24 protein-coding genes are annotated in these 26,429 nt (G+C 35.7%); 13 read left to right on the forward strand and 11 right to left on the reverse strand.

Annotated elements, in window-relative coordinates:
- Positions 1-9: 9 nt before the first annotated feature.
- On the reverse strand, positions 10-189 hold the full coding sequence (locus RHTP_RS01320; RefSeq protein WP_138106265.1) for a hypothetical protein: 180 nt from the start codon (positions 187-189) through the stop codon (positions 10-12).
- Between the two features lie 140 nt (positions 190-329).
- Between RHTP_RS01320 and RHTP_RS01325 the strand changes: the two genes are divergently transcribed.
- The 5 genes from RHTP_RS01325 to RHTP_RS01345 all read left to right on the forward strand — a co-directional run bounded on the left by RHTP_RS01325 (position 330) and on the right by RHTP_RS01345 (position 4,043).
- On the forward strand, positions 330-761 hold the full coding sequence (locus tag RHTP_RS01325) for an OsmC family protein (RefSeq protein WP_138106267.1): 432 nt from the start codon (positions 330-332) through the stop codon (positions 759-761).
- Complete coding sequence (gene holA, locus RHTP_RS01330; protein ID WP_138106269.1) at positions 733-1,734, forward strand: DNA polymerase III subunit delta; 1,002 nt, start codon at positions 733-735, stop codon at positions 1,732-1,734. The genes RHTP_RS01325 and holA overlap by 29 nt, the downstream gene beginning before the upstream one ends.
- A 4-nt stretch (positions 1,735-1,738) precedes the next feature.
- On the forward strand, positions 1,739-2,452 hold the full coding sequence (locus RHTP_RS01335; protein WP_138106271.1) for an SAM-dependent methyltransferase: 714 nt from the start codon (positions 1,739-1,741) through the stop codon (positions 2,450-2,452).
- A 228-nt stretch (positions 2,453-2,680) separates the two neighbouring features.
- Entirely contained in the window at positions 2,681-3,697 is a 1,017-nt protein-coding gene (locus tag RHTP_RS01340) for a hypothetical protein (RefSeq protein ID WP_138106273.1), read from the forward strand.
- A gap of 1 nt (position 3,698) precedes the next feature.
- Entirely contained in the window at positions 3,699-4,043 is a 345-nt protein-coding gene (locus RHTP_RS01345; RefSeq protein WP_138106275.1) for a hypothetical protein, read from the forward strand.
- A gap of 404 nt (positions 4,044-4,447) precedes the next feature.
- On the opposite strand, the gene RHTP_RS01350 is transcribed toward RHTP_RS01345, so the two are convergent.
- A complete protein-coding gene (locus RHTP_RS01350) occupies positions 4,448-6,019 on the reverse strand; it encodes a peptide ABC transporter substrate-binding protein (protein WP_171005693.1) in 1,572 nt (523 codons plus the stop codon).
- A 529-nt stretch (positions 6,020-6,548) separates the two neighbouring features.
- Between RHTP_RS01350 and RHTP_RS01355 the strand changes: the two genes are divergently transcribed.
- From RHTP_RS01355 to RHTP_RS01365, 3 genes are all read left to right on the forward strand, one after another.
- On the forward strand, positions 6,549-6,740 hold the full coding sequence (locus RHTP_RS01355; RefSeq protein WP_138106279.1) for a hypothetical protein: 192 nt from the start codon (positions 6,549-6,551) through the stop codon (positions 6,738-6,740).
- A gap of 105 nt (positions 6,741-6,845) precedes the next feature.
- A complete protein-coding gene (locus RHTP_RS01360) occupies positions 6,846-7,109 on the forward strand; it encodes a 2Fe-2S iron-sulfur cluster-binding protein (RefSeq protein WP_138106281.1) in 264 nt (87 codons plus the stop codon).
- A 13-nt stretch (positions 7,110-7,122) separates the two neighbouring features.
- Complete coding sequence (locus RHTP_RS01365) at positions 7,123-7,689, forward strand: iron-sulfur cluster assembly accessory protein (RefSeq protein WP_138106283.1); 567 nt, start codon at positions 7,123-7,125, stop codon at positions 7,687-7,689.
- A gap of 17 nt (positions 7,690-7,706) precedes the next feature.
- On the opposite strand, the gene lpdA is transcribed toward RHTP_RS01365, so the two are convergent.
- From lpdA to RHTP_RS01395, 6 genes are all read right to left on the reverse strand, one after another.
- Positions 7,707-9,101 (reverse strand): dihydrolipoyl dehydrogenase, encoded by a 1,395-nt coding sequence (gene lpdA, locus RHTP_RS01370; RefSeq protein ID WP_138106285.1) that lies wholly within the window; start codon positions 9,099-9,101, stop codon positions 7,707-7,709.
- 7 nt (positions 9,102-9,108) lie between these two features.
- Positions 9,109-10,200: a dihydrolipoyllysine-residue succinyltransferase gene (gene sucB / locus RHTP_RS01375; RefSeq protein WP_138106287.1), complete on the reverse strand. Its 1,092-nt coding sequence runs from the start codon at positions 10,198-10,200 to the stop codon at positions 9,109-9,111.
- Between the two features lie 13 nt (positions 10,201-10,213).
- Positions 10,214-12,865 (reverse strand): 2-oxoglutarate dehydrogenase E1 component, encoded by a 2,652-nt coding sequence (locus RHTP_RS01380; protein WP_138106289.1) that lies wholly within the window; start codon positions 12,863-12,865, stop codon positions 10,214-10,216.
- A gap of 150 nt (positions 12,866-13,015) precedes the next feature.
- A complete protein-coding gene (locus tag RHTP_RS01385; RefSeq protein ID WP_138106291.1) occupies positions 13,016-13,876 on the reverse strand; it encodes a hypothetical protein in 861 nt (286 codons plus the stop codon).
- A 237-nt stretch (positions 13,877-14,113) separates the two neighbouring features.
- Positions 14,114-14,986, reverse strand: coding sequence for a hypothetical protein (locus RHTP_RS01390; protein ID WP_138106293.1), 873 nt, complete (start codon positions 14,984-14,986; stop codon positions 14,114-14,116).
- 264 nt (positions 14,987-15,250) lie between these two features.
- Positions 15,251-16,291: a M48 family metalloprotease gene (locus RHTP_RS01395; protein WP_138106295.1), complete on the reverse strand. Its 1,041-nt coding sequence runs from the start codon at positions 16,289-16,291 to the stop codon at positions 15,251-15,253.
- A gap of 490 nt (positions 16,292-16,781) precedes the next feature.
- Between RHTP_RS01395 and RHTP_RS01400 the strand changes: the two genes are divergently transcribed.
- Together RHTP_RS01400 and hemW are read left to right on the forward strand one after the other, a co-directional pair.
- Positions 16,782-17,240: a hypothetical protein gene (locus RHTP_RS01400; RefSeq protein WP_350339684.1), complete on the forward strand. Its 459-nt coding sequence runs from the start codon at positions 16,782-16,784 to the stop codon at positions 17,238-17,240.
- A complete protein-coding gene (gene hemW, locus RHTP_RS01405) occupies positions 17,212-18,366 on the forward strand; it encodes a radical SAM family heme chaperone HemW (protein ID WP_138106299.1) in 1,155 nt (384 codons plus the stop codon). Before RHTP_RS01400 ends, hemW begins: the two co-directional genes overlap by 29 nt.
- 266 nt (positions 18,367-18,632) lie before the next feature.
- Here hemW and RHTP_RS01410 read toward each other — a convergent pair whose 3' ends face one another.
- Positions 18,633-20,639: a glycogen debranching protein gene (locus tag RHTP_RS01410; RefSeq protein WP_138106301.1), complete on the reverse strand. Its 2,007-nt coding sequence runs from the start codon at positions 20,637-20,639 to the stop codon at positions 18,633-18,635.
- A 289-nt stretch (positions 20,640-20,928) separates the two neighbouring features.
- Between RHTP_RS01410 and RHTP_RS01415 the strand changes: the two genes are divergently transcribed.
- The gene (locus tag RHTP_RS01415) at positions 20,929-21,423 is read left to right on the forward strand and encodes a CesT family type III secretion system chaperone (RefSeq protein ID WP_138106303.1); all 495 of its coding nucleotides are present in this window, start codon (positions 20,929-20,931) and stop codon (positions 21,421-21,423) included.
- On the opposite strand, the gene RHTP_RS01420 is transcribed toward RHTP_RS01415, so the two are convergent.
- Complete coding sequence (locus tag RHTP_RS01420; RefSeq protein WP_138106305.1) at positions 21,413-22,888, reverse strand: DnaA ATPase domain-containing protein; 1,476 nt, start codon at positions 22,886-22,888, stop codon at positions 21,413-21,415. The two genes, RHTP_RS01415 and RHTP_RS01420, sit on opposite strands and share 11 nt — an antisense overlap.
- A gap of 28 nt (positions 22,889-22,916) precedes the next feature.
- Positions 22,917-24,770, reverse strand: a complete 1,854-nt coding sequence (gene yidC / locus RHTP_RS01425) for a membrane protein insertase YidC (RefSeq protein WP_138106307.1) — start codon at positions 24,768-24,770, stop codon at positions 22,917-22,919.
- A 295-nt stretch (positions 24,771-25,065) separates the two neighbouring features.
- On the opposite strand from yidC, the gene RHTP_RS01430 reads away from it, so the two are divergent.
- Both RHTP_RS01430 and RHTP_RS01435 read left to right on the forward strand, forming a co-directional pair.
- Complete coding sequence (locus tag RHTP_RS01430) at positions 25,066-25,704, forward strand: helix-turn-helix domain-containing protein (RefSeq protein WP_138106309.1); 639 nt, start codon at positions 25,066-25,068, stop codon at positions 25,702-25,704.
- 52 nt (positions 25,705-25,756) lie between these two features.
- Positions 25,757-26,429 (forward strand): ISAs1 family transposase (locus tag RHTP_RS01435; RefSeq protein WP_138106311.1); only part of this gene is annotated, 673 nt, incomplete at its 3' end.

The following is a 26,429-nucleotide window of genomic DNA, read 5'->3' on the forward strand; positions in this document are numbered from 1 at the left end:
TCTAAAGACTTATGATTTTTCAGTCTTTTTAGGACGCATCATAAGTCTTTTCCATCCTTCAGCTGTTAAAATTTTCTCAGTGGGTTTTTTAACATTTTCCTTAAGAGGAGTGTGTTTTTTCTTCGGGCCGGCAGGAGGTTGTTTTTTTTTCACCAAGGGCTTTTTGCGTCTAAATAAGTTGCGGATCATAATCAAACCCCCTTTTTTATAGATAGAGGACCCCTTAAGTCTAGGTTACCCTGATTTTCAAGATTTGTCAAATAAAAAATTTATACCCTTGATTTTTAGAAAGATATACGGTAAAAAGAGCATTTTACTAAAGGAGATCTATGGAAAAAGTTAAAATCCTCTTGGAAAAAGACTTAAGAACCCGTGTGGACTCAGAAGTATCGCTGGTTACGGATGCCCCTAAAGCTGTTTCGGGATTGGGTGAGTTTTTTTCTCCCACAGATTTACTAGTAATTAGTGTAGCATCCTGTATGCTAACTATGATGGGATATAAAGCTAAAGAGCTGAAGGTTGATCTAGTAGGGAGTTATCTGCAAGTAACAAAAGAGATGCAAGTAGCGCCTATTCGCAGGCTTAAATCAATTAATGTTGAGTTTTTTTGTCCAAGGGCTTTTTCTACAATAATCACAGAGCAGCTCATCCAAGCAGCAGAGAGATGTCCTGTAATTCATAGCTTGCATCCAGAAATACAAAAAAAAGTCATCTATCATTGGGAGGATACAAGTGAAGTTCAATCGGGCAACTGCATTTGAAAAACACTTATTAGAAGCTAAAAAAGAGCATTTAGCACCTGTATACTTATTGGCTATTCCTGATGCTTATGAGAGAAAACGCATGGCAGAGCAGGTTGCTGCGCGGATTGGTTTTTTTTATCCCGATGGTACGTTTACTACAAAAGAAGCTGTACCCATAGTGCATTTACTAGACGAGCTTAATACCATCTCTCTTTTCGAAAAAAGCCGTATTGTTTTTTATGATTCTATCCAATCGATTAGGAAAGAGGATTTAAACAGCTTAACGCGCTATTTTACAAATCCTGCAAGCTCTACTTTTTTATTACTAGGGATCTCTCACGCAAAGACCGCACAAGAAATATATATGGAAGGAAAAAAAGACCTTATTTCCTGCGACTTTACAGAAGAAAAACCTTGGGATCGTAAAGAGAGGTTAAAAAATTACCTAAGAGGGTTTGTTACATCTCGAAAAAAGAAGTGCTCTTCCTCCTTAATAGAGCAGTTATTGGAAAAAAGAGGAATGGACCTGGCTATTTTGGAACAAGACCTTGAAAAGATCATTACCTTTATTGGAGAGCGTTTAAACATCGAAGAGATGGATTTAGCAGCGATTTGTACCGATCAAAAATTAGCCAATTTATGGCAACTCTCTGATGGGATCCTGTTTTCTAAGCAAAAAATCTCACTGGACTCGGAGATAGACATCTCATGCCTACTCTCTTTAATTGGACAGATGCGTCTTCAGCTGCAGCGTAGTTTAGAAATACGCACTCTATTAGAAAAAAAAATACCTCATGCAGAGATTTTCTCTAAGTTTCCTGCGATTAAAAAAAACCCATTAGAAAAGCTATTTTCCTTTGCACAAGAAAAAGAGGAAAAATGGCTTATACAAGCTTTGTATCACCTCTTTCAAACGGAGATGTTAGCAAAAAATAGCGCTGCTACTCCTGCTGTTTTATTACATATGTTAAACTGCCAATTATCTTTTTAAAATCATGCCTACTTTATATCTTTTGCCTAATTTACTAGATAACTCCCAAGATCATCACGCTTTTTTCCCAAGTACAGTTGACACTATCGTAGCAAATCTTGGCGGGCTCATTGCAGAAACAGAAAAAGAAGCAAGGCGTTATTTAAAACGATTTGTATTTCTAGCACCTAAAACTTTTCGCGATGTTCCCATCCTGCTTTTAAACGAACACACTACGGCTCTGCAAAAAGAAGAACTTGTTGAGACAATTGCAAAAAGCCCTGCTCCCTGGGGGCTTATTTCAGATTGTGGACTTGCTTGTCTTGCAGATCCTGGTGCAGATATAGTCCTACAAGCCAAGAAAAAAGGAATACAAATAGAGGCATGTGTTGGTCCTTCAAGCATAGTTTTAGCTTTAATGTTATCAGGGCTTGGGGGACAGAGATTTATTTTCCATGGCTATTTGCCAAGAGAAGAGAAGTTGCTTATGGAAAAGTTAAAGCAAATGACTACAAGCTCTCAAAAAGAATACACCCATCTGTTTATTGAAACCCCTTATCGTAATCAAAAACTCTTTAAGCAACTCTGCACAACACTTCCCAATCAAAGTTGGTTGTCCATTGCTTGTAATCTTACCTCTGATCAACAGTGGGTAAAAACGGATAGAATCGCGCAATGGAAAAAAGAACAACCTTTATTTGATAAGCTTCCAGCTGTCTTTGTTGTAAGGAATGATTAGCTAGAGAAAAAAATGGATTAACAGTTTTTAAAAGCAATAAAACAAGCAGTAGTAAAACAATTGTTGACTTAAGCTTTTTTTTACAATTAATATGTTTATTCTTTAAATAGAAAATCAGTAAGACAATGTCTTATACAAGGTCTTTGCAGCTAGTTTAGTAGCAGTGAAAGAACTAATAAAACATTCAATATTCATATAAAAAAAATCCTCAAAAAAGAAACATTAACCATGACCATTCCCAATTTTAATCCATCTACTAACCATGTTAATCAAACACTTTGTGACCTGGATCTAATTCCGGCTAGTCAACTAGCAATTGAATCTATATGTAGCTGGAGATTGCAACGTGATGCTACCTTAGAGTTCAAAATCTTTAGAGATGATGAAAGCATTCGGTATTCTGTATATAATCACTATTCATCAGCTAAACGCTACTGGCCAAGTAGTGCTTCTTCTCCCACAGATTTTATACCTGTATTTGCGCACTGCGTGTGGAAAGGTGCTAAAGGGGTGATTCAAAGTCGATTATTTAGCGATGGGCATATGGCAGTTCTTCTTTCAGTTAATCCACGAACAAAAAAAATAGGTGTAAAAGAATGGGCAGGTGATTATCTGAGTGACTTTCTAATCACACGTAATCCGGTTATATCAGCTATTAATGATGATGCTAGCCTAGACTTTCAAGAAGAGGTACGAGAAGTTCCTAGAACTAGGTTCTATGATCCAGAAGCGGAAGAGGGAATGATACGATACCGTAGAACTCCAAGAGAGGAACTGGTTGCACTTGGAGGAGAACCTGTTACTGAAGAGACTGCTAAAGTATGGCCTGCAGATCGTGATGTTCGCCTTATCAGAATAGCCGCTGGATTAAGGGAAGAAATAACATGCAGATCTTTTAACTGGAGAAATAATCAAAACCCTGAAGTTTTCTGTAGGTTAGCCCCAGGTTCAGAAGCTGATTCTCAAAGTGTTGACGCTATTATTCAATGCATGCAAACATACACACCTCAATTAGAGAATATCAAAAACAAAGAATTGATAACCTTTTATAGAGAGCATCCGCTGAAGTGTTTTTTGTCCGATTGTGATTTATCTACATTGGAGGCAACACATATCCAAAAATGGGTGTATAATCGGCTCTGCGGTAAAAATGATGGAAATAGTCAGTGTTTTGGATATACAAATTTCGTTAATGCTAAAAAAACAGCTTTTTCTTTTGGTAAGGGGGATGAGGAGGCAGGATGAGATGAAAAAATCTCCTGAGATTGATACATGGCATGTCGAAATTAAAAGACAAGCTGGATGGGTTTTGCAACTTTTTATAAGAATCCGCGATTTCTTTTCGGAGGTATTTTGGACAAGCGCGGAAGCTCCTTCCGAAGCTGATAAAGAAGCAATGAAAAATTTGCTGCAAGGAGTCCCTCTGTCAGATGAGAATAGGAATAGAATTGTAAATGATTTGTTAAGTCCTTTCTATGTCATAAACTTTTATGTAGCGTGCGATAGATCTGAATTTCAATTAGAAATTAACGGGAGAGTATGGGTTAGGAGTTTTGGTAATGAAGGAAGAAACACCAGAGGTGCAATATAATTTAGCCTTAATCATTATCACAATCAAAAATTATTTAAACAGATCTGCACTTTCCAATCAAAGGTGGTTATTAGTTGCTTGTAAGCGTACTTCCAACCGGCAACGGGTGAAAAGTGATAGGATCGCTTAATGAAAAAAGAACAGCCATTGCTTGACAAACTTCTCACTGTCTTTGTTGTAAGAATTGAGGCTTGCAAATCACAAGAATAAGCAAAAACAAAAATTTTTTTGTTCGGGGAATCGTAACAATTTGGCAAATGCTTTCGAATGGTTCAAGGCCTAGATGATATAAAAAGATTACTACTCACTGTGCTTACTTTATTTGATCTGGTTGATAAATCTATACTGAAATGGACTGGAGATTCGTTGTGGCTACCGGAACATCGGCTAGACAAGAAACATATTTAGTAAGCATTTTTATTTTCCTTTTGTGTTTTGCAAGCTTTGGAGGACATGGGTAATAACATCCGATCACCCCACCAGACAGGTATACTAAAAGATAAACGTGGGTTTATCATATACACATAATCTTGGTGATATAAAGGGATAACTGGCATTTCACTTAAAAGAAGCCTTTCTGCTTCTTCTAAAGTTAAAAGCCGCTGATCTCCTTGCTCGTAATAGGAACGATCCAATAATCGAATAAATTCAGGATGTTCCCAATTTGAGAAATTCATAGGATATTCTTTGTATTTATACTTCTCAAGAATACTCATTGGATCGGGATAAACCGCCTGCCTACATAAAAAAGACAGAGAGTAGTCTTTGTTAAATAGCCTATCTAGCATGATTTTAAAATCTAAACACTCAAGCTTAATCAAAATACCTAAAGCTTTTAACCATTGCTGTTGGATTACTTGCACCAATGCGCTTCTTTCAGCTGGATAGTTACTATAATAGAGAACTACAGAGTCAAATGCTTCTTTAGTGATCCCTAATTCGTTTAATCCCTCTTCTAGTAAAATGCGCGCTTGAGCTTCATCATTGTCTTGAAAAAAAGATGAGTAACGATTTTCTTTCAAGCAGGGTAATACGAGATTTGTTGCTGAACAAGCTGCCTGATAGGCTAAGTTAATACACTCAGTTGTAATATTTTTTTTCACGTTTTTCCCATATAAACCGATCAGTTCTTGGCGGTTAATGGCAATGCTAAAGGCTGTACGGATTTTGGGATGGTTAAACGGAGGTCTATCAGTGTTAATACTAATGAGAACAGTACAATTATTTGGCTCGCAAGAAATTGTCCATTTTTTTTCTAAACTAGGGATAGATTCTATCGGTATATCTGTCAAAGCATCTCCAATGACATCCACTAAACCTTTTTCGAACATTTCCAGTGTTACTGCATCATTTTCTACTATGTTAAAAATAATTTTTTCCGGATGCAGGTCTTCTGTTTCACGGTAGTTAGGATTGTATGCAGCAATGATCTGATTTCCAGGTTCCCATTTTTCTAATACATAAGGACCATTACATAAGAAAGCAGGTCCTGTCTTGTAAGACCAATTAGGGTTTTTTCGGTCATTTTTAATATTTACAGGAGAGAAGCCACAAAAAGAAAGAAGTTTTAAAAAATAAGGAATGGGTCTTTCTAAAGTAATCACTAGGGTTTTTGCATCTACTGCTTTGATTCCTACTTCATCAAGAGAAACAAGACCTTTTTTTGCGGCATCTGCATTTTTTATAGGGGAAAACAGTTGTGATCTTAGAGAAGGAAAATGAGGATCGAGAATATCTTTCCAAGATTGTTCAAAATCATAAGCGGTGACTGGAGCGTTATTGGACCAAACAGTATCTCTTAAGGTAAAGGTATAAGTAAGATGATCATCCGATATCTCATAAGACTTTGCTTGAGCCAGCTTAAACGACTGATCTGGATACATTTTTACAAGTCCCTCAAAAAATAGAGATTGCATTTGCATGGAACAGGTATCTCCTCCTTTACGTGGATCCATTGACTTAGGATCTGCTTTCATATTTAACCGAAGAACTTCCATTGTTCTTATAGGTTTAATTCCGCAGAAAAAGAAAAATGTAACTGCAGCGATAAGTATAAAAAATACGAAATATTTCATTGAAAAATCAGATGGATTCAACTTCAAGACTTTAGCCATTTAAACTTACTGCTTATTTACATATTTATTCGTATTAATAATTTGCAAATACAATAAATTATTTTAATAAATAATGGTTTCTTAGCAAGGAAAAAAAATAGTCTATAAATTGTTCTAGTCATTAAAGCTGCGAATGATAAAAATAATGAGGTTTTAAGCAGCTGTTTTTTAATCGGATGGTTTTTATAGGACATAATAATAATTTTATTTAATTATTAATATAATGTTAATAATCCAGATCTAAAGAAAATGTTTTAATAGTGTGTTTTATTATTATTATGTATAATAAAGTCAGATGTCTAATTTCTTGTTAATGTTTGAATTGTCTATAAAATATAAAAAATTTTAAAAAAAACATTTAATCTTCCTTAGAAGGAAGGGGTAATACAAAATGGACAAGACAGATCATCAACTCAGAGCTCGATTGGCAAGATTAGAAAGTCAGGTTGATCAGCTTGAAACAGAGTATACTCAGATTAATGAGATGCTTATACGTTGCGGATTTTTAGAAGGAATAAGCACTTTAAAGTTTGCTATGGAAGAGCTTTTAGTAGAATATCCAGATGAGAGTTCTTTAAATTAAGCTTTTTTATTTACTTCATTTAAGGGAAGAGAACTCTTCCCTTAATTTCTTTACAAGCTCTTGTATCTTGTGCTATATTTCTTGTCTTACAAGGATAAGGAAAAAATGGCTAAATTACTTTTCGAAAACACAAAAGAGGAAAAAATTCTTGAAGATGGCTCATCTATTCAAGAAGCATGCGAGGACGCAGGGGTTCCTTTTGCTTGTACCGAAGGTGTATGCGGAACTTGTGTGATTGAGGTAACTGAAGGTATGGAAAATTTATCGGAGTTTACTCAAGAAGAGCAAGATTTTTTAGGAGAATTGCATTGCGAGCGTTTGGCATGTCAGTGTAAGATAATAAGTGGCTCTGTAAAAATTAAACATTAAAAAAAGTGTATTTATGTCTCAAGAAAAAAAGATTGTAAAAGAAATGACTATCGAAGAAATTCTATCTTCTTTTCCCCATAAAAGCCAAAAGTTAGCCCAAGAAATGACCAATATTGGTTTGCATTGTGTTGGCTGTGGTGCTGCTACATGGGAAACCCTTGAAGGTGGAATGTTAGGCCATGGTTTTATGCAAGAACAGATTGAACAGTTAGTTGAAAGTTTAAATAGCGTCTTGGCAGAAAAACTCGACCCTACAACAATTACACTTACCAAGCGCGCTGCTGAGAAGTTTTGCCAGATTTTAAAAGAAGAAGGCAAAGATAATTGGGGCTTACGCTTTGCAGATCGTGCAGCAGGATGTAATGGATTTGAGTATGTTTTAGACTACTCTCAAACAGCAGAAGAGGATGATCAAATATTTGAATCTCATGGCGTGCAAATTCACGTAAAAAAAACCATCGCAGATCGTTTAATCGGATCTGAAATCGATTATACAGAAGGTTTAAATGGCGCTGGATTTAAAATTAGCAACCCCAATGCAAAAACATCATGTGGTTGTGGTAAATCACAGAGTTATTGATGTAAGATGAGCGCTACTTATTTATGAAGCGCTCGTTTTTCTACATCTAAAGCAGCTTCTCTTATTGCCTCTGATAAAGTAGGGTGAGCATAAGGAGTATTAATCAAGTCTTTTATACATAAGCTTTTTTGTATGGCAACAGCTGCTTCTGCAATTAACTCAGAAGCGTGTGCTCCTATAATATGTACTCCTATAATCCGTTCGCTTTTTTCTTCGGCAATAATCTTTACAAACCCTTGTGTTTCTCCTGTGCACTTGGCTCTTGAATTGGCTTTGAAAGGAAAGTTACCTGTTTTTGGCGTAAGATGATATTTTTTAGCTTCCTCCTCTGTTAAACCCACCGATGCCATTTCTGGGTGGGTATAGACAACATTGGGAATAGCCATATAGTTAAGGTGAGGCTTGTGACCTGCTATAATTTCAACAGCTGCAATCCCTTCTTCAGACGCTTTGTGTGCAAGCATAGGACCTTCAATGACATCTCCAATGGCAAAAATATTCGAGATATTGCTGCGAAAGATTCCATCGGTTTCAATGAGTCCTTTTGAAGAGATTTTTACTCCTATCTTTTCAAGATCAAGCCCTTGGATATAAGGCCTTCTTCCAATAGCAACTAAAACTTTTTCTGCTGAAAAAGGCTGTGTGTTTTGGATTTGCTCTACTTGTAAAGAAATCTGATTGGGCGCAATTTTTGCACCCATAACTTTAGAAGAGAGATGAAACTCAATTCCTTGCTTCTCGAGATCTTTTTTAAGTTCTGCGCTCAGTTGATGATCAAATCCTGTGCAAATTTGATCGAGGAATTCAATGATTTGTACCTTAGTTCCTAATCGATTGTAGACAGATCCCAACTCTACCCCAATCACACCTGCACCTATTATAAGTAGATCTTTAGGAATTGCTTCAAGAGATAAGGCACCAGTAGAGGAAAGAATTTGCTTTTCATCAAAGGGTAAAAAGGGAAGTTCAATAGGCTCTGAGCCTGTAGCGATAAGAATGAATCGAGCATGTAATTGCGTTGTTTCACTTGCATTTTTAACCAAGACTTCAGTAGGGGATAGAAAACTGGCTTCTCCTGTATAGGAGCTAATCTTGTGTTTTTTAAATAAGCTGGTAATTCCTTGGCTAAAAGATTGGATAATTTGTGTTTTACGGGTCATCATTTGCTTAAAATCGATCGATGGTTGAGCAATAATAATTCCATTTACAGCGCTCATCTCTTTTATATTCCACAGTAATTCAGAAGAAGATAAAAGTGATTTAGAAGGGATACAGCCTACGTGTAGACAAGTTCCTCCTAACTCTTTTCGTTTATCGATGCATGCCGTTTTTAGCCCTAATTGGGCAGCTCTTATGGCAGCTACATACCCGCCAGGCCCAGCGCCAATGACAATCAGATCAAATGAATCCATAGGTTCCTTATAAGTCGAGGAGTAAACGGGAAGGTTCTTCTAGCGTTTGCTTAATATGCTTTAAAAAAAGCACAGCTTGTTTGCCATCAATTAGTCGATGATCATAGCTAAGTGCTAGATACATCATGGGACGGATAACAATCTCATCATCTACAACAACAGGGCGTTTAACAATGGAGTGCATTCCTAAAATGGCACTTTGAGGGGGATTGAGAATAGGTGTTGATAAAAGCGATCCAAAAACACCCCCATTGGTAATGGTAAAGCTGCCTCCTTTTAAATCATCTACACTGATAGAACCATCGCGTGCTTTTTGAGCAAATGCGCTCAATTGTATTTCAATTTCCCCAAAGCTGTGCTGCTCGCAAGATCTAATTACAGGGACCATTAAACCGCGATCTGTAGAAACAGCAACGCAGATATCATAGCTTTGGATAAGGACTATATCCTCCTTATCAATATAGGCGTTAACTTCGGGGATCTCTTTTAAAGCGGCAACGCAGGCTTTAATAAAAAAAGACATGAAACCTAGTTTAATCCCATATTTTTTTTGAAAAGATTCCTGCTCTTTTTGCCTAATAGCAATTACACTACTCATATCCACCTCGTTAAAGGTGGTTAACATGGCTGTTGTGTTCTTAACTTCCACAAGCTTTTGCGCGATGATTTTACGTAAAGAACTCATCTTTTTACGAGAGGTGTTTGTTTCTTTTTCTAAAACAGGAGTTGGCTGAGTAGAAGCTGCTGGTTGTTGCAAGCTAGAGACAAAATCAGACGTGGTAAATTTGGCTTTTCCATTTGAAGAAGGAGGAGGGAAAGCTGGTTCTGGTGGTTCTTTATCGATTTTAAGTGGTTGCTCTATAGCTTGAGGATTAATTGTTCCAATGACTTGCCCTATCTTAACGGTATCCCCTTTTTTAACCTGTAAAGTTAATTTTCCGCTTTCAGGAGCATATAAAACCTGATTCACCTTGTCTGTTTCTAATTCTAAAATTTCTTCATCTTGTTTAACGAAACTGCCAGATGATTTAAGGATGTTGCTAATGATCGCTTCGGAAACAGATTCCCCCATATTAGGGATTTTAATCTCGCTTGGCATGGATTACCTTAATTTAAGCAAAAGCTTTTTTCAGCAGCTCTTCTAATTGTTGTTTATGTACAGCATACGAGCCTACAGCAGGCGATGCACTTCTTTGTCTTCCGATATACTCGATTGCGCTTTTTGTTCCAAGTAGCTCATCAAATACAAAGCGCAAAGATTCCCAAGCACCCATGTTGCTGGGCTCTTCCTGCACAAAACGACAGGTAGCATTAGGGTGCTTGGCTAAAATTTTTTGGATCCTATTTTTAGGAAAAGGATACAGCTGCTCTAAACGTATGATTGCGCATTGTCGATTTTGTTTTTTCCTCATCTGAATGAGATCGTAATAGACTTTTCCGCTACAAAACAACAATAATTTAGCATCTTTTTCTAATAGAGGATCTTCTAGAACTTCATAAAATTGTCCTTCTGCAAGATCATTTAAGCTAGATCTACATTCAGCATTGCGCAATAAAGCTTTAGGAGTAAAAAGAATCAAAGGTTTTTTTACAGGACATAGAGCCTGTGCTCGTAAAAGATGAAAAAGTTGTGCAGGTGTGGAGCAATTAGCAACTCTTAAATTATCTTGAGCAGCTAATTGCAAAAAACGCTCTATACGCGCTGAGGAATGCTCCGGTCCTTGGCCTTCATAGCCATGAGGAAGCATCAAAACTAGATTAGATATTACTCCCCATTTTTGCTCCGAAGGAGCTAAGTATTGATCGAGAATAATCTGAGCGCCGTTTGCGAAATCACCGAATTGTGCTTCCCAAATCACTAAGGCTTCAGAAGAGACTAAACTAAATCCAAATTCAAATCCTAAAGCAGCATATTCTGATAAAGGGGAGTTGAGAAATACACATGCAGCTTGAGACTCTGTAATATGATCGAGTGGAAAAAACCGTTTTTCATTGAGTTGATCAATAAGTACAGCATGTCTATGAGAAAATGTTCCTCGGCAAGCATCCTGACCAGAAAAGCGCAAAGCGATTTTCTGAGATAGTAAACTTGCATAAGTGAGTTGTTCTACTGCTCCCCAATCTAAAGAAGGTAATTTAGGGTCGCTTTGCAACATTTTCTGCCTTTCTTGAAGAAGCCGTTTAACTTTGGGATTAAGATTTAAGTCTTTTGGATAGGTATAAAGCCCTTTACCGATCTCTTCCAACACTTTTAAAGGAACTTTAGTGTCTATCTCTGATAAAGAAATAGACACCTGCAGTTTTTTCCTAGCAATAGGAGGAGATGTTTTTTGCAAAGCTTCTTGAAGCTGCTTTTTAAATCTTTCTTCTAAATTCTTTATGTCATTTTCTTGAATGATATTTTCTTGAAGCAAGCTTTGAGAAAATGCAGTACGAATAGATTTCCTCTCTTTAATTTTAGCATAGAGGAGTGGTTGTGAAAAAAGGGGTTCATCGCTTTCGTTATGACCGTACTTACGATAGCAATTAAGATCGATAAATACATCGCATCCAAATTTAGCTCGTATTTCCATGCTAAGAATAATAGCCCGTATACATCCTTCAGGGTCTTCTGCATTTACATGAAAAACAGGGCAATTAAATGTTTTTGCAAGGTCTGAACAATAAAGAGTAGAGCGTGCTTCTTCAGGGTTTGTAGTAAAACCGATTTGATTATTGATAATAAGGTGAATGGTACCTTTTGTTTGATAACCATTTAATTTACAAAGTTGCATGGTTTCATAAACCACACCCTGGCCACTAAAAGAGGCATCTCCGTGAATGAGGACAGGAATTACATCTTTTTTACTAATTGCTGCTTTAGCATAGGTTATTCCTTCTACTACAGGGTCTACCGATTCAAGATGGCTGGGATTTGCAGCAAGGGTAACTAAGATATTTTTTCCTAAAGAGGTGGTAAAAGTTCCTTGTGCACCTTGATGATATTTTACATCCCCGGAGCCTTCAAACTCCTCATTGATATAATTTTCATCAAATTCTCTAAAAATAGAGGAATAGTCTTTGTGAATAATATTAGCTAGCACATTGAGCCTACCTCTATGCGTCATGCCAAGGACTACTTCTTCTACATCGCTTGACGAGGCTTGTTCCATTAAAAAAGATAACATCGGGATCAGGGTTTCTGCTCCTTCTAAAGAGAAGCGCTTTTGTCCTACATATTTTGTATTCAGAAAAGATTCAAATAACTCCGCTTTATTTAAATCTTCTAAAATAAGCAGCTTTTGTTGTTTATCTAGTTTAAATGAAGACTCAAATCTATTTTGGGTCCATGTTTCTAATTCGTGGTTTCTAAGATCCATGTATTCTACACCGATCTTAGAGCAGTAGATCTTTTTAAGCAGATCAAGAATGTCTTTTAAAGGAGCTTGTTTTTCTTTTAAAAGATCACAAGTAGGGAAAGGCTCAGTTAGCTCACTTGTCGTAAATCCAAGCGTTTTAAGGTCCAATTCATAAATAGGTTCAGGAGAAGAGACTTTAAGAGGATTAAAATAAGCCAATAAATAGCCATATTTACGATAAGAGTCTATGAGATGCTTAATCCTTTGTTCCTGGTTTAATCCTGTAGTAGATTGGCTCAATCCTAGATGCATTCCTTGAAAAAAAGCACACCAGGAAGGTTCAATTTGAGAGGGATCCTCTATGAATTTTTGATAAAGGTCATCTATAAAGCATAGGTTGGGGATGGAAAGCGAAGAAAAAGCCATATAAGATCCTGACAGTTTATAAGCTTATTCATAGCAAATCAGTGATTTAATTCAACTAATAGCAATTATTATAATTTTTTTTATTAGATTGTGAAAGAATTAAAAAAGAAACCTTTCTTAAATTTAAAAGAAAGGTTATGCGAAAAGGATTTATTTTATAGATCTAGCTAAATTAAGAGCTCTCATTCCAAGCCTTATTGAGGACCCAAGCTTTATTGAGGATGAATTTAGTGTGGAGATAGATGGAGAAGCCATTATTAATTCTTGAGCTTCAAGGTTTCTATTGGATTTAATTAAAGTAGTTCGAGGTGCTATTAGTCTTTTAGGAGTAGAAAGAGATGTTTGAAAGGGCGTTTTAAGATTAGAAGGAATTGGTTGGCAGGTATAAGATTGTTGAAAAAATAACAAATTAGGGGTTTCCGCACAAAGTTGGTTAAACTTAGAAAGAATTTCTGATTTTTTAGCCTTTTTTTCTATTTCAGGAATTTCTCTTTGTGAAACGGCAAGTCTAACTGTTCGTGCACCCTCTTGAATTTGAGCTTCTTCAATAAAAGGCTCATTAGCAACTACAGCCTGATTGATAGGCAATTTTTTATCAAAAGCAAAAGAAAGTGCTTTTTCTTTTAAACAGATTGCTTGCAGGGCAAAAGAGCTGATAAATGCACAAATTGCTTCGAAAATATCGCTAATTACTTGCGCAACTCTTGTAAGGCACTCTCTGATTTTTTGAACAAGTGCATGCATAGCTTCCTTTATACTATCAATAGCAAAGCTGATAAAGCTTGTAAAGACGATTAAAGCAAGGCATATAGGGAAGGCTGTGCTAAATGAAAAGCCAAGATAAGAAAGGACAGCCGATGCTACAAGCGCTTTTGATAGATAAGAAGCCATATAGCTTTTGCTGAAGGATTGAACTTTTTCAAAGCTTGGGAGAGTCTGTTCATTAAGGTTATTAATAAAATTAACACTTCTGTTTATTATGTTCTGATTATGAACTAAACGAATACTCATTATTATTTCTCCTTTTTATTAATTAATGATTAATAACATCAATTTATTATTAATTATATGTAAATTTTGCATTAATTAATATAAAATTTATATTAAATAATATAAAACTAATTTTAACTTTTTTTAACATATTGAAAACCAGATATTTATATAAAAAAATTAAATGAAAAATAAGAAAGACTAAATATGCGAAATGAAGAGGTGCACAATTTTGTACACCCCATATTTACTTTAAATTTAAAGATTTGAGCGAAGAGCTACAGGGATACCCTCAAAAAGGAAGCGTTCTGGGATATTCTTTAGAGTTTTTATAGAAGTTCCAAGGCGTTGTGGAGTGGGTTCCTTTAAAGGACGATCTGGGCTATGCTCTAAGAAAAATACCCATGGAGTATTATCATCTTTTAAGAGAAGGCGCATTAAAGAGCCTTGACAATGCTTTTCTAGAACTTGCCGTTCTAAATTTTGATAAAGACTCTCAGGCATACCTCTTAAAAGAAGCCCTTCTTTAGTATCTTTTTCTTTAATAATAAATTGAGAATCACAAAGAGGCAGCCTTGGTTTAGATAGAGCTAAATCTTCTGCAACACTTGGCTCTTCTTCGATAGTTAATTCTTGAGTTTCAATAGGTTCTTCATTTACATGAGGAACTATAGGTGTAGAGTTAAATTCTCTAAAATTAGAAGAATAAGTGATATCTTTCATCAAATGATATGATGAAATGGCAAAAGACATAAAACTTGCGCATACTCTTTTGAAAATGTCATTAATAACCTCTGCAATTCGCATAAAGGGACTTGCTGCTTTTTGAGCTGTTATTTTTATCAATGTTTTAGCACCATTTAAAGTTGCTTTAATAACTGTCTTTACATGGTTTAATGTAGTTATAAAGCTTTTAGCTACTACTAAAGCAAGAAGAATAGGAAATGATGTACCAAATGAAATACCACAAGCTTTAAGAGCTAGCGATCCAATAAACGTTTGGGCTCCAATGGAAAAGATAATATTTTCACTAATCTCTTTAACCTTTTGGATTAAAGCGTTTTCATTAATTATATTAAAACCAGCTTCTGCGGATTTATTATAATAGTCGTGGATAACTTCTTTAATCATTTATTTCCTTTTTTTTGTTAATTAAATGTAAATTATACATTAATATTATATTAATTTAAATAATAAAATATAATTTAATCATAACAAACAAAGGAAAATATTTTGAAGTTGATATTATTATATATTATTAATCTAACGGTAGATATTTTATTATAAAACAATAATTTATGGTTTTTAATTTTTTATTAAAAATTATTTTAATGAATGGAAAAATAAGAAGAGTTTTAGAGAGTTATTTTTCTAATAGTATATATAATTAAATAGTTAATCGATCTTTTCTTTCTTTAACGTTAAGATCGTTTTTTTGTTTTCTTCGAATCGCACTTGGGCATAGGGATGGGTATGTGTTAGCCCTTTTATTCTTTTAAACCAAGCGTTTGGCTTATTTTCGCTGCCTTCTAGAGCTATAAACATTTTTTGCACGCTTAAAGCAGCACTTTCTTTATACCCAGAAGCTTTGGCTAAGAATATTCCATATTTATCAGCCTCTAGCTCTTGCGATCGACTATAGCGCATATCAAGAAGTAAGTGGATCATTTGATATAAAAATAGATAAAGACTTAGATTCATTAGGATTACTACTGGAAAAAAATTTTCAAGACGATTTTCAAGCTGTTGACAGAGCCATTTAGAGACTTTTTCAGGGAAACGTCTATTTATGACTTCTTCTACTCGTACTAAATATACTAGAAATTGTTCTCTTAGGGCTAATTGTAAAAGAGGAATAGGATTAGCTAGAGATAGTACTAGATAAATTACAGCTTTTTGTATGGCCGTTCCTAATAAGGCTAAATGTATACCTACAGCACTGTGCTCTGCTATAGCATGTATCATTTCATGGCTTAATACAGAGGCGATAAGATCCTCATGAGAGATGCCTTTGTCTAAGCGCGTTTTTAATGTTTCTATGAGTCCAGTTGTAATGATTATTTTTCCTCCTGGAAGGCAAAAAGCATTAATAGAGGAGTCTTTTTTTATACGAACTTTCCACGACATATTTTTTGTGGAGGGGTAGGCTTTTTGTGTTTGTGTAACTAATCTATCAAAGATAGATTGAACTGTTTTGTTTAACTCAGGGTCTTTTGAAATTTTGTAAAAAGGAAAATTTAATTCATACTGTAAACGTCCTTGAGCATGGATTAAGAAACTAGAAACAACTTTAAAGGTTCTGCGACTAGTTAGCTCATTTTTTGGAAACAGGAAATTTATAACTTTTGTTGTTATTGGTTCATTTGTCTTTAAATAAGACGAGGTAAAGGGTTTTCTTCCCCAGGAATCTAAGTAATAAGGGTCTATTGTGTTCATAAGATAGTGCTTTCTATTTAAAATTGGTAAGATATTTTATCTTTAATCCCAATTATAGTATCTTAGTTTGCGATTATTTTATATAAATAATTTGTTTTTTAATTAAGGTGATTATTAAAGAAATCTGCTTGTAACAGGGGTCTTTCGTAAAACTACTAAAAGCTTCTTTCAAAGCATTACACCTTTAGTATTTGGAGCTTTTTGAACCTCTTTTATGCTTTTAATAAACAAAATTTGTTAATAAGGATTGCATTTAATTATCTGAATCTTTCATACTGCGGCCGGCTTAAAGATTGGGTTTTTCCAAGAAATGAGTTTTCTATATTTCCATGTATTAAATCTTTGTGTTTTAGCTGATGTTTTTAAATTTTTTGCAAATGTTCTTGTAAGATCATTGCATTAAAAAAAGAGCTAAAGTAAATAGTCACTCTATAACCGGATAGAGTGAAATAGGTATGATTCCCGGCCATAATGAGGAAAGAACATGAATATTAAAAGTGAGCGATTAAAAAAACTGGAAACGGAACTTCACGATTTGGAGCATTGGCTAAAGCTGGGTTTAGTTCCTAAAAAAGATTTAGACAAGCACAAGGAAGAAATTAAAATGCTCCAGGATAAGGTTGAGGAAGAAAAACAAAGGCTACGTTTTCTTAAAGAAAGTGGAGAAATGGAAGAATTTACTCTACCAAAACGTCAAACTGGGCGTCAAAATGCGCATGAACCTCATAGTTTGCCTGATGTAGATATTGGAGATGAAGGGTTTACCGAGACCGGTTTTGATATGGAAACAGAGCCTTTTGACCTTGACACTAGCGCGTCTGGAGAAGATGCTAGTAGTGCGGATGAATATGGTGATGATGCTGGCGTAGAAGAAGAGGAAGACCCATTTTCTGATCGCAATCGTTGGAAAAGAGGAGTTTTTGAAGATCCCGATGCTAATGACTGGTAATCAGGTTAGTCTTTATATACATATTCCTTTTTGTTCTAAAAAATGCCCTTATTGTCATTTTTTTGTTATTCCGGATAAGGAATCTTTTCAGGAAAAATTTTTGGCTGCCTTCTTGCAAGAATGGCAGCTTAAAAGCCCTCTTCTAAAGGATAAACAGATTATCTCTATTTATTTTGGGGGAGGAACGCCTACGCGGTTATCTTTGACTTATTTAACCAAAATGGTCACGGTTATTTTATCTAGTAAAGTAGTTGCTAATTGTGAAATGACCATTGAAGCAAATCCAGAGGACATAAATCCTGAACTTTTGCAAGCACTCAAGGATTTATCATTTAATCGAATCAGTTTTGGAGCACAGTCTTTTAATGACAGTGAATTGATTTCTTTAGGTAGAGGCCATACAGCAAAGCAATCAATGAATGCTATTCAAGCAGCTTATCTAGCAGGTTTTGATAATCTTTCTATTGATTTAATGTTTGAGCTGCCTAATCAGACACCATCTTCTTGGAAAAAAACCTTAAGTCAATTACGTGATTTGCCTATCAAGCATCTATCTCTTTATAATCTTACCTTTGAGCCGCACACGGTTTTTTATCAAAAAAAACAACAACTACAAAAATTAGTTCCTTCCCCAGAAGAATGTCTTCCTATGCTACAAGAAGCTGTTGAAAGCTTAAAAGAAATGGGTTTTGAGCGTTATGAAATTTCTGCTTTTGCAAAAGCAAAGGCTTATTCTCTGCATAACACAGGGTATTGGCTTGGGCGTTCTTTTTTAGGTTATGGTCCTTCTGCTTTTAGCTATTGGGAAAAAAGACGGTTTTCAAATCTTTCTCATTTTAATCAATATTGTAACTTGCTTAAGACTCAGCAAGATCCAGTTGGTTTTTCTGAGCAACTAGCCTTCCCTCATAATCTCTATGAGCTTTTTGTGATTCAACTGCGCCTTTGTGAAGGAGTAAACATAGCTGTTTTTGAACAAATGCACGGATCTTTACCAGGTGATTTTTTAGAAATTTGTGAAAGATTGATAGTGAAAGAAAAATGGCTATCTCGTGATAAGGATCGTTTGTTTTTAACAGATAAAGGGATGCTGTTCTATGATAGCGTTGCTGCAGAGCTCATTTAATGTTTCTAGGTAACAGCTTATTTTAAGATAAACTGTTACCAGAAAGCATATAGATTCTTTTGAAAATTATTAAAAACACGAGGTCATTACTTTTTTAAATTATTATTTTTCGTGCTTCTCAAAATTTAAAAAGATTTTCTATTATCTACAATTCTAATCGGGCAATAAAACAGCCTAAACTACTTCTGATAGCATTTTAAGCGCCTTTTAATCAACTGTGATATTTTAAGGGGATGTAAATTAATTATTTATAAACTACTTTTTATTTAAAGACTTTTAGCTATAAAAGCAGAATGCGGACTCATTGTGTAAGGGGAAGAAGTTTGTTCTGGGTGCTCAGAAAACTCTTCGGGAGATATAAGAGAGGTGTCAATGATCCGATGCCATTTTTTACCTTGAGGAGCTAAAGGTAGTTCGATAGAAGCAGGCTCAAAATGCGCATTAAAAGCAATATAGAGATCTTCACTGTTTTTACTTTTTAATGTATAAGCAATAAAGCGGCTCTCAGCGCTCCAGTTGGGCTTCAGGGGTTGATGACCATGCCACTCCATATCATCTGAAGTTAAAAAAGAGCTGCGTTGTAAAAGAGAAGCATGAGTTCTGCGAAAGGCAATCATGAGTTTATAAAAACGATAGAACTCTTGATTTTCTATCAATTTATCCCATAAGAACCAGTTCAGTTCATTATCTTGGCAATAAGCATTATTGTTGCCAAAACGAGTATGAGCGTATTCATCACTCATTAGAAGCATAGGAGTACCAAGAGAGACAAGAAGAACTGTAATTAAATTACGCATTTGTTTGAGACGTAAGAAAAGAATTTTCGGATCATCAGTTGCTCCTTCTACGCCACAGTTCCAACTATCATTATTAGAGTTTCCATCACGGTTTTCTTCTCTATTATCTAGATTATGTTTTTCTTGATAGCTGACTAAATCATGCAAGGTAAAGCCATCGTGCGAAGTGATAAAATTGATGCTACAATAAGGATTTTTAGAGTTTCCATATAAATCTTCAGATCCGCAGATGGCATTAGCAAACTCTCCAACTACATCATCGGTTCCTTTAATAAAGCGTCTAACGACATCGCGATATTTCCCATTCCATTCAGCCCAGTTATTGGGGAAAGCACCTACTTGGTATAACCCACCTGCATCCCAAGGCTCTGCAATCAATTTTACATGGGAGAGAATAGGGTCTTTTGTAATAGCACGAATAGATAAAGGATCTGTAAGAAGAGATCCTTCTTCATCTCGATTCAAGCAAGAAGCTAAATCAAATCTAAAACCATCGACATGCATTTCAGTTACAAAGTAACGCAAGGAATCAATAATAAACTCCATGACAACAGGATTGTTTGCATTAAATGTATTGCCTGTACCTGAAAAATTTAAGTATTCAGCATTTGGTGTTAGCATGTAATAGGTGTTATTATCGATCCCTGCAAAAGAAAAACAAGGATCTCTTGTGCCTCCTTCTGCTGTGTGATTATACACAACATCTAAAATCACTTCGATTCCTTCCTTGTGAAGAGCTTTTACCAGATCCTTAAACTCATCAGAAGACTGTCTTGCTTCTTTGCCATAGCGATTCATAAGAGAAAAAAAACTACATGTAGAATAGCCCCAAACGTTATAAAGAGGCTTTTCTGTTTCAGATTGGTTTCGGTGTAGTTCACACTCATCAAATTCAAAGATAGGCATTAACTCAATAGCATTGATTCCTAATTCTTTGAAATGTCTGATTTTCTCTTTGATGGCTGAGAAAGTGCCAGGTGCCTTGCTAGAGCTTGAAGGGTGTCTTGTAAAAGAGCGGACATGCATTTCATAAATGATCAACTGTTCCAGGGGAATTTTAGGAAAAGTGTCTTGTTCCCAATCAAAAGAAGAAGGAGGGTAGAGTTTGCCTCTTAAAGGCTTTTGTTTTATGCCCCATTGATTATTCGTATTCAAATGTTTACTATAAGGATCTAGTAAAATTAGGTCAGGACAAAAGTGGTTTTTTGGGTCTTGATTATTTCCATCTAATTGATAACCGTATTCCCATTCTACATCTTCTGCTAGGTTTTTAATGAGTACATGCCAAATAGATCCGGTTTTATTTTTTTGGGGATCAAAGGTAATTTGATAAGTAGAATCCGATGTATCTGGGAGAAATATATGTAAAATTACTTGAGTAGCTGTTGATGAAAAGAGAGAAAAATTTATCCCTTCTATGCATCGATTTGCCCCCAGAGGATAAGCAGAGCCTTTTTCAAGCACAAGATGTTTCATCTTATAATCTCACTTAAATTTGTAGATTAGCTTAAAAAAACTTTCAAGGCAATTTGTTAATTGATTTTTTTATTTGCTTTTTTTGAGCGAATTTGCGAGAGTTAAGTGGTTTTTTATAAACAGACAACTCTTGACGTAAAAGATCTATTATCAATAAATTAAAGCTATAGATCTTGTGCTGTCATTTTTCCCAAAATAGTAGTATTATTTTTTAAGGTTGTGCTCGTTTTAAAAGCGAAGGCGATTTATAATTAAGGATGAACATTAGAGAACTGTAGGAGGACGATTCATGTCATTGGAAAATGCCAAGGCAAATTTAAAGGAATTCGGGAAAGAGCTCAATCTAGAGTTGGCATTTGATGAAAATCACACATGTATACTTGGGATTGATAATACTTTTTCTCTTCATCTTACATATGAGCCAAATTCTGATCGTTTGTACTTGTACTCACCGATCTTAGATGGTCTACCTAAGGATCCCGCGATTCGAACAAACCTATATGAAGCTCTTCTTGAAGGAGCTATGTTAGGAGGTCAAATGGCAGGAGGAGGAGTAGGAGTTGCTGTTCCTGAAGAATTGATTTTAATGCATGCTGTTATAGAAATGGGTATAGGAGCTGATGCATCTGCATTATGCCGTTATGCTCCTTTATTTGTTGAGTCTGTAGAGAAGTGGAGAACCCGTGCAAAAGATATTTGCGAGGGTCGAGATATAAAGAAAGATCTTCCACCTCCAACAAATCCTTTAGGGGGAAAGCCCGGAGAAAGGTTTATTAAGATTTAATAAAGTAGTGGTCACTATTCCGATCGTTTGTTAAAACGCCCGGAATAGCGACTTCTTTATCTAAAGACGCCACTGCAATGGCTTCAATTTGTTTTAAAGCTTCTTGTAGTTCCTTATCTCTATTTTCTAATTTAATTTTAATTTGCTTTACTGCTGTAACTGCTGTTGAATGGTCGCGGGAAAATATCTTCCCAATCTGTATAAAAGATAATTTAAGCAAGGTTCTGCATAAATATATAGAAATTTGCCTAGGAAAGGTATGTCGTTGACTTTGTGATTTCCCTATAATTTCTGCAGAGTCTATATCAAAGTAAGACGCTACTGCCAGTAGAATAGTATCTTTATTTAAGGTTTTTTTTTGCTCAAATTGAATGAGATCAGCAAGAATTGCTTCTACTTGTCCTAGCTGTAATTTGCCTGGCTTAAAATTTTTATCTTTTAGATATAAGCGCAATAATAAAGCTTCAAAGGCGCGCAATAAAGAATGATTATTGGAAAATGTATGGACTAGAAAAGAACATATTTTTTCTGTTAAAGGAAAATTTCTTATTTTACAACAATGTACAAGTAACTTCTTACGCTCTATTTCTGTAAGTTCATTTAATTGTAGTACAATACCCCACTCGAATCTTGAAATAAGCCGCGGTTCGATTTCTTCTAGTTGAGAAGGAGGAGTGTTAGAACTTAAAATGATTTGCTTACTGGATAAGTGCAGAGTATTAAAGAGGTGAAACAGTTCTTCCTGTGTTGCATCTTTACGCATAAAAACATGAACGTTATCTATTAATAAGGCATCTACATGACGATAGATCGCTCTAAACTTTTGCATTTCTGAAGAGCGAATAGCGGAAATGACATGTTCGGTAAATGTTTCAGCCCGGACAAATAAGGCTTTTAGTCCTCTTTGGCAGAAAAGATGGGTTAAGGCCATTAATAAGTGGGTTTTACCTGTACCTGGCTTTCCCCAAAGAAAAATCGGATTACAGGCGGCTAGGTTAGGAACAGAAGAGGTAAAGCGTAAAGAAACCGGATCTACCCCTGTTAGCTCACAGCATAGACGCATAACCACTTCATTGGCTTTAGCTGGAACAAAGTTTGCTAGGGTAGCTATAGGATCTAATTTATCTGCAACAGGAGAAAACACAGCAAGATGCTGAATTTTATCATTTTTTTTATTCACAGCATTATCTGGAACATGAATATGAACTTTGATTGTTCGAGAATTATTATTTAGCAAGTGTGTTTTAATCAAAGGGCGCATATGTTCTTCAAACCACAACATATGAAATGCATCAGCAGCTTCTAGATAGAGGTTTGTTGCATCAAAATGTAAGATTTTAAGTGATCGCAGCCATTGATTGACTGTTTGTTTTCCTAATAGATCTTCTTGCTTTTGTAAAAACTCTTCCCAAGCTTGCATGGATACCACATGTGAGGTGAAACTTAAAAGTAGCAGGAGGCTCAATTTTTTGGCCTACTGCTACTAAAGTGTTTTACACCTTTTTCATTTTACGCATCATAAACCACTGCTGCAATATGCCAAGCCCCATTGAAGATAACCAATAAAGATTTAATCCTGAAGGGAAATGATAAAACATCACAGTAAAAACAACAGTCATGATATTACCCATCATTTTTTGCTGTTTCTGTTGATCTGTAAGAGGAGCTGTAGTTTTTGTACTCATAGAAGTAAAACGTTGTTGTACCCACATGATGAAGCCTAGTAGAAAAGGCAAAAGATGAAAACTAGAGCCAAAAAAGGGAATAGGATAGCCCCAGCTAAAAAGCACATCTGGTGCTGTTAAGTTATCAATCCATCCTGGGATAAAACTTGCGCCTCTTAGTTCAAAAGTAGATTTTAATAAATCAAACATTCCAATTAAGAAAGGCAATTGAATTAATAAAGGAAAGCAACCCATTAATGGATTAACCCCTTTTTCTCGATAGAGGCTCATGACTTCCATTTGAGCACGCTTGGGATCTTTTTTGTATTTCTCTTGAATAGCGGTTACTTGAGGAGCTATTTGGCTCATCTTTAAAGAAGAATTAATAGACCAAGCGTTAAGCGGATAGAGCATAATGCGCAATACAAGAGTTAATAAAATAATCGAAATTCCCCAGGATGAGGTCATTTTGTAAAAAAACTTCATGACTAAGAATAAAAATTTAGCAAAAGGCTCTGAAATGAATGTAAACCATCCATGAAAACTTAAAGCTCCGATATAACCCGGATTATATCCTTTAGCAGGATTAGCATATGTTTGATCAACCTTATTCAAGAGATCATCTTCGAAAGGACCTGCATATAAGCGAAAATGACTAGTCTGTTCATGCAGCGGTATCTGCATTTCATATCCTGGATATTTTTCAGGGGGATAGGGTTGATACTCTGGATTGATTAAAGAAAGACGAGTGGGAATTTGCATTCCAGGGATCATCTGCGCGCGAAATGAGCTGCCATCTGTTGTTAAAGGGTCGAGTATTAATCCCAAAAATCCATTAGAGTTACAAATCCAATCCGCTGGCATAGCATTCATAGTTCCATTTTTAGGCAGAGACAGCTGTTCTATTTGTGCTTTTTGAGAACCTTTAAGCATCCGATACTTTAAAGTAGGCGCAGCATTTCCTGAGATAAGCTCTACCTCTGGAACTCCCGTAGTCAGCCATAAACCACGTGTATCTCCATCTATTTTAATCATTACCTCAATGCAGTAAGGAGATAGGCTTGGATCTTTAGAAAAGGAAAATACTTTTGTGATCCTACGATTGGGTTGAACGAGTTCAAACTCAATAAGATCTTTTTCTAATTTTTTTAAACGGTAGGGCTGTGTAGCTAAGTTCGTATCTGAAGAGACAATATTCAAAGCATAAAATTTAGGATCCACAAAAGAAATAGGGACATCTTGTGCATTGAACAGAGTACGTCTTAATAAAGGATAATATCCACCTATTGCTGGCTTAATTTTTTCTCCAGCTATCTCATAAGGAAAAGCAGGAAAATGGCTATTTTGCGGAAAGTCTTTTTCAATAATGCGATCAAAAGCAATCGGGCGCACAGGTGTTTGAGAATCTTTTTTATTATACAAAGCAAGATTAATCTCAGAAATAGCTCCACCTATATTAGAAAATACCAACTGTTGGTAGGCATTTTCTATAACAAAGAACTGTTGCTGTTGTTGGTTGAGAGTATCAGTTGCAATTGGTTTTGCTTCAATTACTGGCTCTACATAAACTTTTTGAGTCTCAGTAGTGGTGATTGAAATTTTTTTAGGTGGAAAAAGCCATTGATTAAGGAAAAAAAATCCTACTGTTAAAATCAATACAAAAAGAAAAGAGCGTTTATTCATGAAACAATAACCTTAATTTGCATAGGAATGAGTGTTTACTAACCAGTTAGATTCGGCCTGAAGAGAATCCTAACACAGAAAAAGATTTAAACTAAAGATAAACTAAGACTGCGATTCTTTAACCAAGATAAAACATTATACCAAAACAGATGTAGGGCACTTTTGAAGCAGACTATTTTTTTGCTCTTCTGAAAGATTAAACTTATCAATAAACTCAACAGCATTAGAAAAAAGACATTACAGATAATCAATTCATTGAAATTTTCTCATATCTTCTGCTAAGATCCCTGCTCATATGCAACCTACATCAAGCTTTTTAACACAAAATGCAAAAGACATCCTAAAGGCTCGTCATCGTCAGGAACGAGATAAGAGGTTATGCGATAGAATCAAATCTATTTTATTATTAGATGATGGATGGTCATATGCACAAGTAGCATATGCATTGCTTCTAGATGAGGATACGATAAGACGTTACTACAAAACCTATCTAGAAGGAGGCAAAGAAGCCTTACTCAACCTAAATTACACAGGAAAAGCCTGTAAACTTAATCAAGAACAGCTAGATCAGCTCAAGACTTATGTAAGCAAAGAGATTCCTAGCTCTGCTGGGCAAGTCGTGGACTTCATAAAAAAACATTTTGCCATTCGGTACACTCTATCAGCAGTGATTTCCTTATTACACCGCTTAAATTTTGAGTATAAAAAACCAAAGTTGATTCCTGGAAAAGCAAATGCTGAAGATCAAGCACTTTTTTTGAAAGAGCTCAAAACCCTAGAAATGGATCTTTGTGAATCAGATGAAATCATCTACATAGATGGCGTTCATCCTCAGCATAATTCTAAACCTTCTTATGGATGGTTTAAAAAAGGAGCAAAGGCATTATTAAAAGCCAATAGCGGTCGCCAGGGCGATTTAACTAAAAATTTTTGATAGCAGATTAGGTAATATGGCATAGTAAAGACCTCAAATTTAAGGAGGTTCTATGTCACGCCGCAAGCCAATTGATTCCAAAATTCTGGAAGCCAGTAAGGAATTTAATGCCGAGGTCTTCGCAGAGACAGTTAAGGGAGCATTTGCCGATTTGCCTGATTATCGACGCAATCAAAACCGAGTACTGTATCCTGTTTGGTATCTGTCTCTTGTAGTTCTTTGTGGCTTTTTTTGCGGATGCAACACGATCGAAGAAATTGCTGACTACGCCGATCATCAAGAAGACTGGTTTTCCTCTCTCCTTGGGGAGAGAGTCTCAGCTCCTTCTCATGGCGCTCTCTGGTGGTTTTTAGTAAAAACCCCCGCCGGGGCTCTTAAGAGCTATATTCAAAAATGGTTCAGAAAAATTCCAGGCGCATTGAAGAATCAGCTATTGGCGATCGATGGCAAAAGATTGAGGGGTGCTAATTTCCTGGATCATATCACTCACGTAGTAGAATTATTTGCTGCAGAAGATCGATTGTGTCTTGCAGTAGAAAAAGTTCCCGATAAAACGGTTGAGAAAAGTACGTTGCCGGTCATTTTGGAACAGGTAGACGTAGAAGGAGCGATTATTTCAGGGGATGCGCATTTCACTGTACCCGAATCAGCAGAACGTATCATTGATGCAAAAGCAGATTATCTGCTAGCTGTGAAGGGCAATCAGCCTTCTCTTTGCGCTGAGA

The organism is Candidatus Rhabdochlamydia sp. T3358, from assembly GCF_901000775.1.
Taxonomy (GTDB): domain Bacteria; phylum Chlamydiota; class Chlamydiia; order Chlamydiales; family Rhabdochlamydiaceae; genus Rhabdochlamydia.

Coding starts and splice junctions, on each gene's coding strand:
- RHTP_RS01320 (WP_138106265.1), bottom strand. CDS start 189: ATGATCCGCAACTTATTTAGACGCAAAAAGCCCTTGGTGAAAAAAAAA.
- RHTP_RS01325 (WP_138106267.1), top strand. CDS start 330: ATGGAAAAAGTTAAAATCCTCTTGGAAAAAGACTTAAGAACCCGTGTG.
- RHTP_RS01335 (WP_138106271.1), top strand. CDS start 1,739: ATGCCTACTTTATATCTTTTGCCTAATTTACTAGATAACTCCCAAGAT.
- RHTP_RS01340 (WP_138106273.1), top strand. CDS start 2,681: ATGACCATTCCCAATTTTAATCCATCTACTAACCATGTTAATCAAACA.
- RHTP_RS01345 (WP_138106275.1), top strand. CDS start 3,699: ATGAAAAAATCTCCTGAGATTGATACATGGCATGTCGAAATTAAAAGA.
- RHTP_RS01350 (WP_171005693.1), bottom strand. CDS start 6,019: ATGAAAGCAGATCCTAAGTCAATGGATCCACGTAAAGGAGGAGATACC.
- RHTP_RS01355 (WP_138106279.1), top strand. CDS start 6,549: ATGGACAAGACAGATCATCAACTCAGAGCTCGATTGGCAAGATTAGAA.
- RHTP_RS01360 (WP_138106281.1), top strand. CDS start 6,846: ATGGCTAAATTACTTTTCGAAAACACAAAAGAGGAAAAAATTCTTGAA.
- RHTP_RS01365 (WP_138106283.1), top strand. CDS start 7,123: ATGTCTCAAGAAAAAAAGATTGTAAAAGAAATGACTATCGAAGAAATT.
- lpdA (WP_138106285.1), bottom strand. CDS start 9,101: ATGGATTCATTTGATCTGATTGTCATTGGCGCTGGGCCTGGCGGGTAT.
- sucB (WP_138106287.1), bottom strand. CDS start 10,200: ATGCCAAGCGAGATTAAAATCCCTAATATGGGGGAATCTGTTTCCGAA.
- RHTP_RS01380 (WP_138106289.1), bottom strand. CDS start 12,865: ATGGCTTTTTCTTCGCTTTCCATCCCCAACCTATGCTTTATAGATGAC.
- RHTP_RS01385 (WP_138106291.1), bottom strand. CDS start 13,876: ATGAGTATTCGTTTAGTTCATAATCAGAACATAATAAACAGAAGTGTT.
- RHTP_RS01390 (WP_138106293.1), bottom strand. CDS start 14,986: ATGATTAAAGAAGTTATCCACGACTATTATAATAAATCCGCAGAAGCT.
- RHTP_RS01395 (WP_138106295.1), bottom strand. CDS start 16,291: ATGAACACAATAGACCCTTATTACTTAGATTCCTGGGGAAGAAAACCC.
- RHTP_RS01410 (WP_138106301.1), bottom strand. CDS start 20,639: ATGAAACATCTTGTGCTTGAAAAAGGCTCTGCTTATCCTCTGGGGGCA.
- RHTP_RS01415 (WP_138106303.1), top strand. CDS start 20,929: ATGTCATTGGAAAATGCCAAGGCAAATTTAAAGGAATTCGGGAAAGAG.
- yidC (WP_138106307.1), bottom strand. CDS start 24,770: ATGAATAAACGCTCTTTTCTTTTTGTATTGATTTTAACAGTAGGATTT.
- RHTP_RS01430 (WP_138106309.1), top strand. CDS start 25,066: ATGCAACCTACATCAAGCTTTTTAACACAAAATGCAAAAGACATCCTA.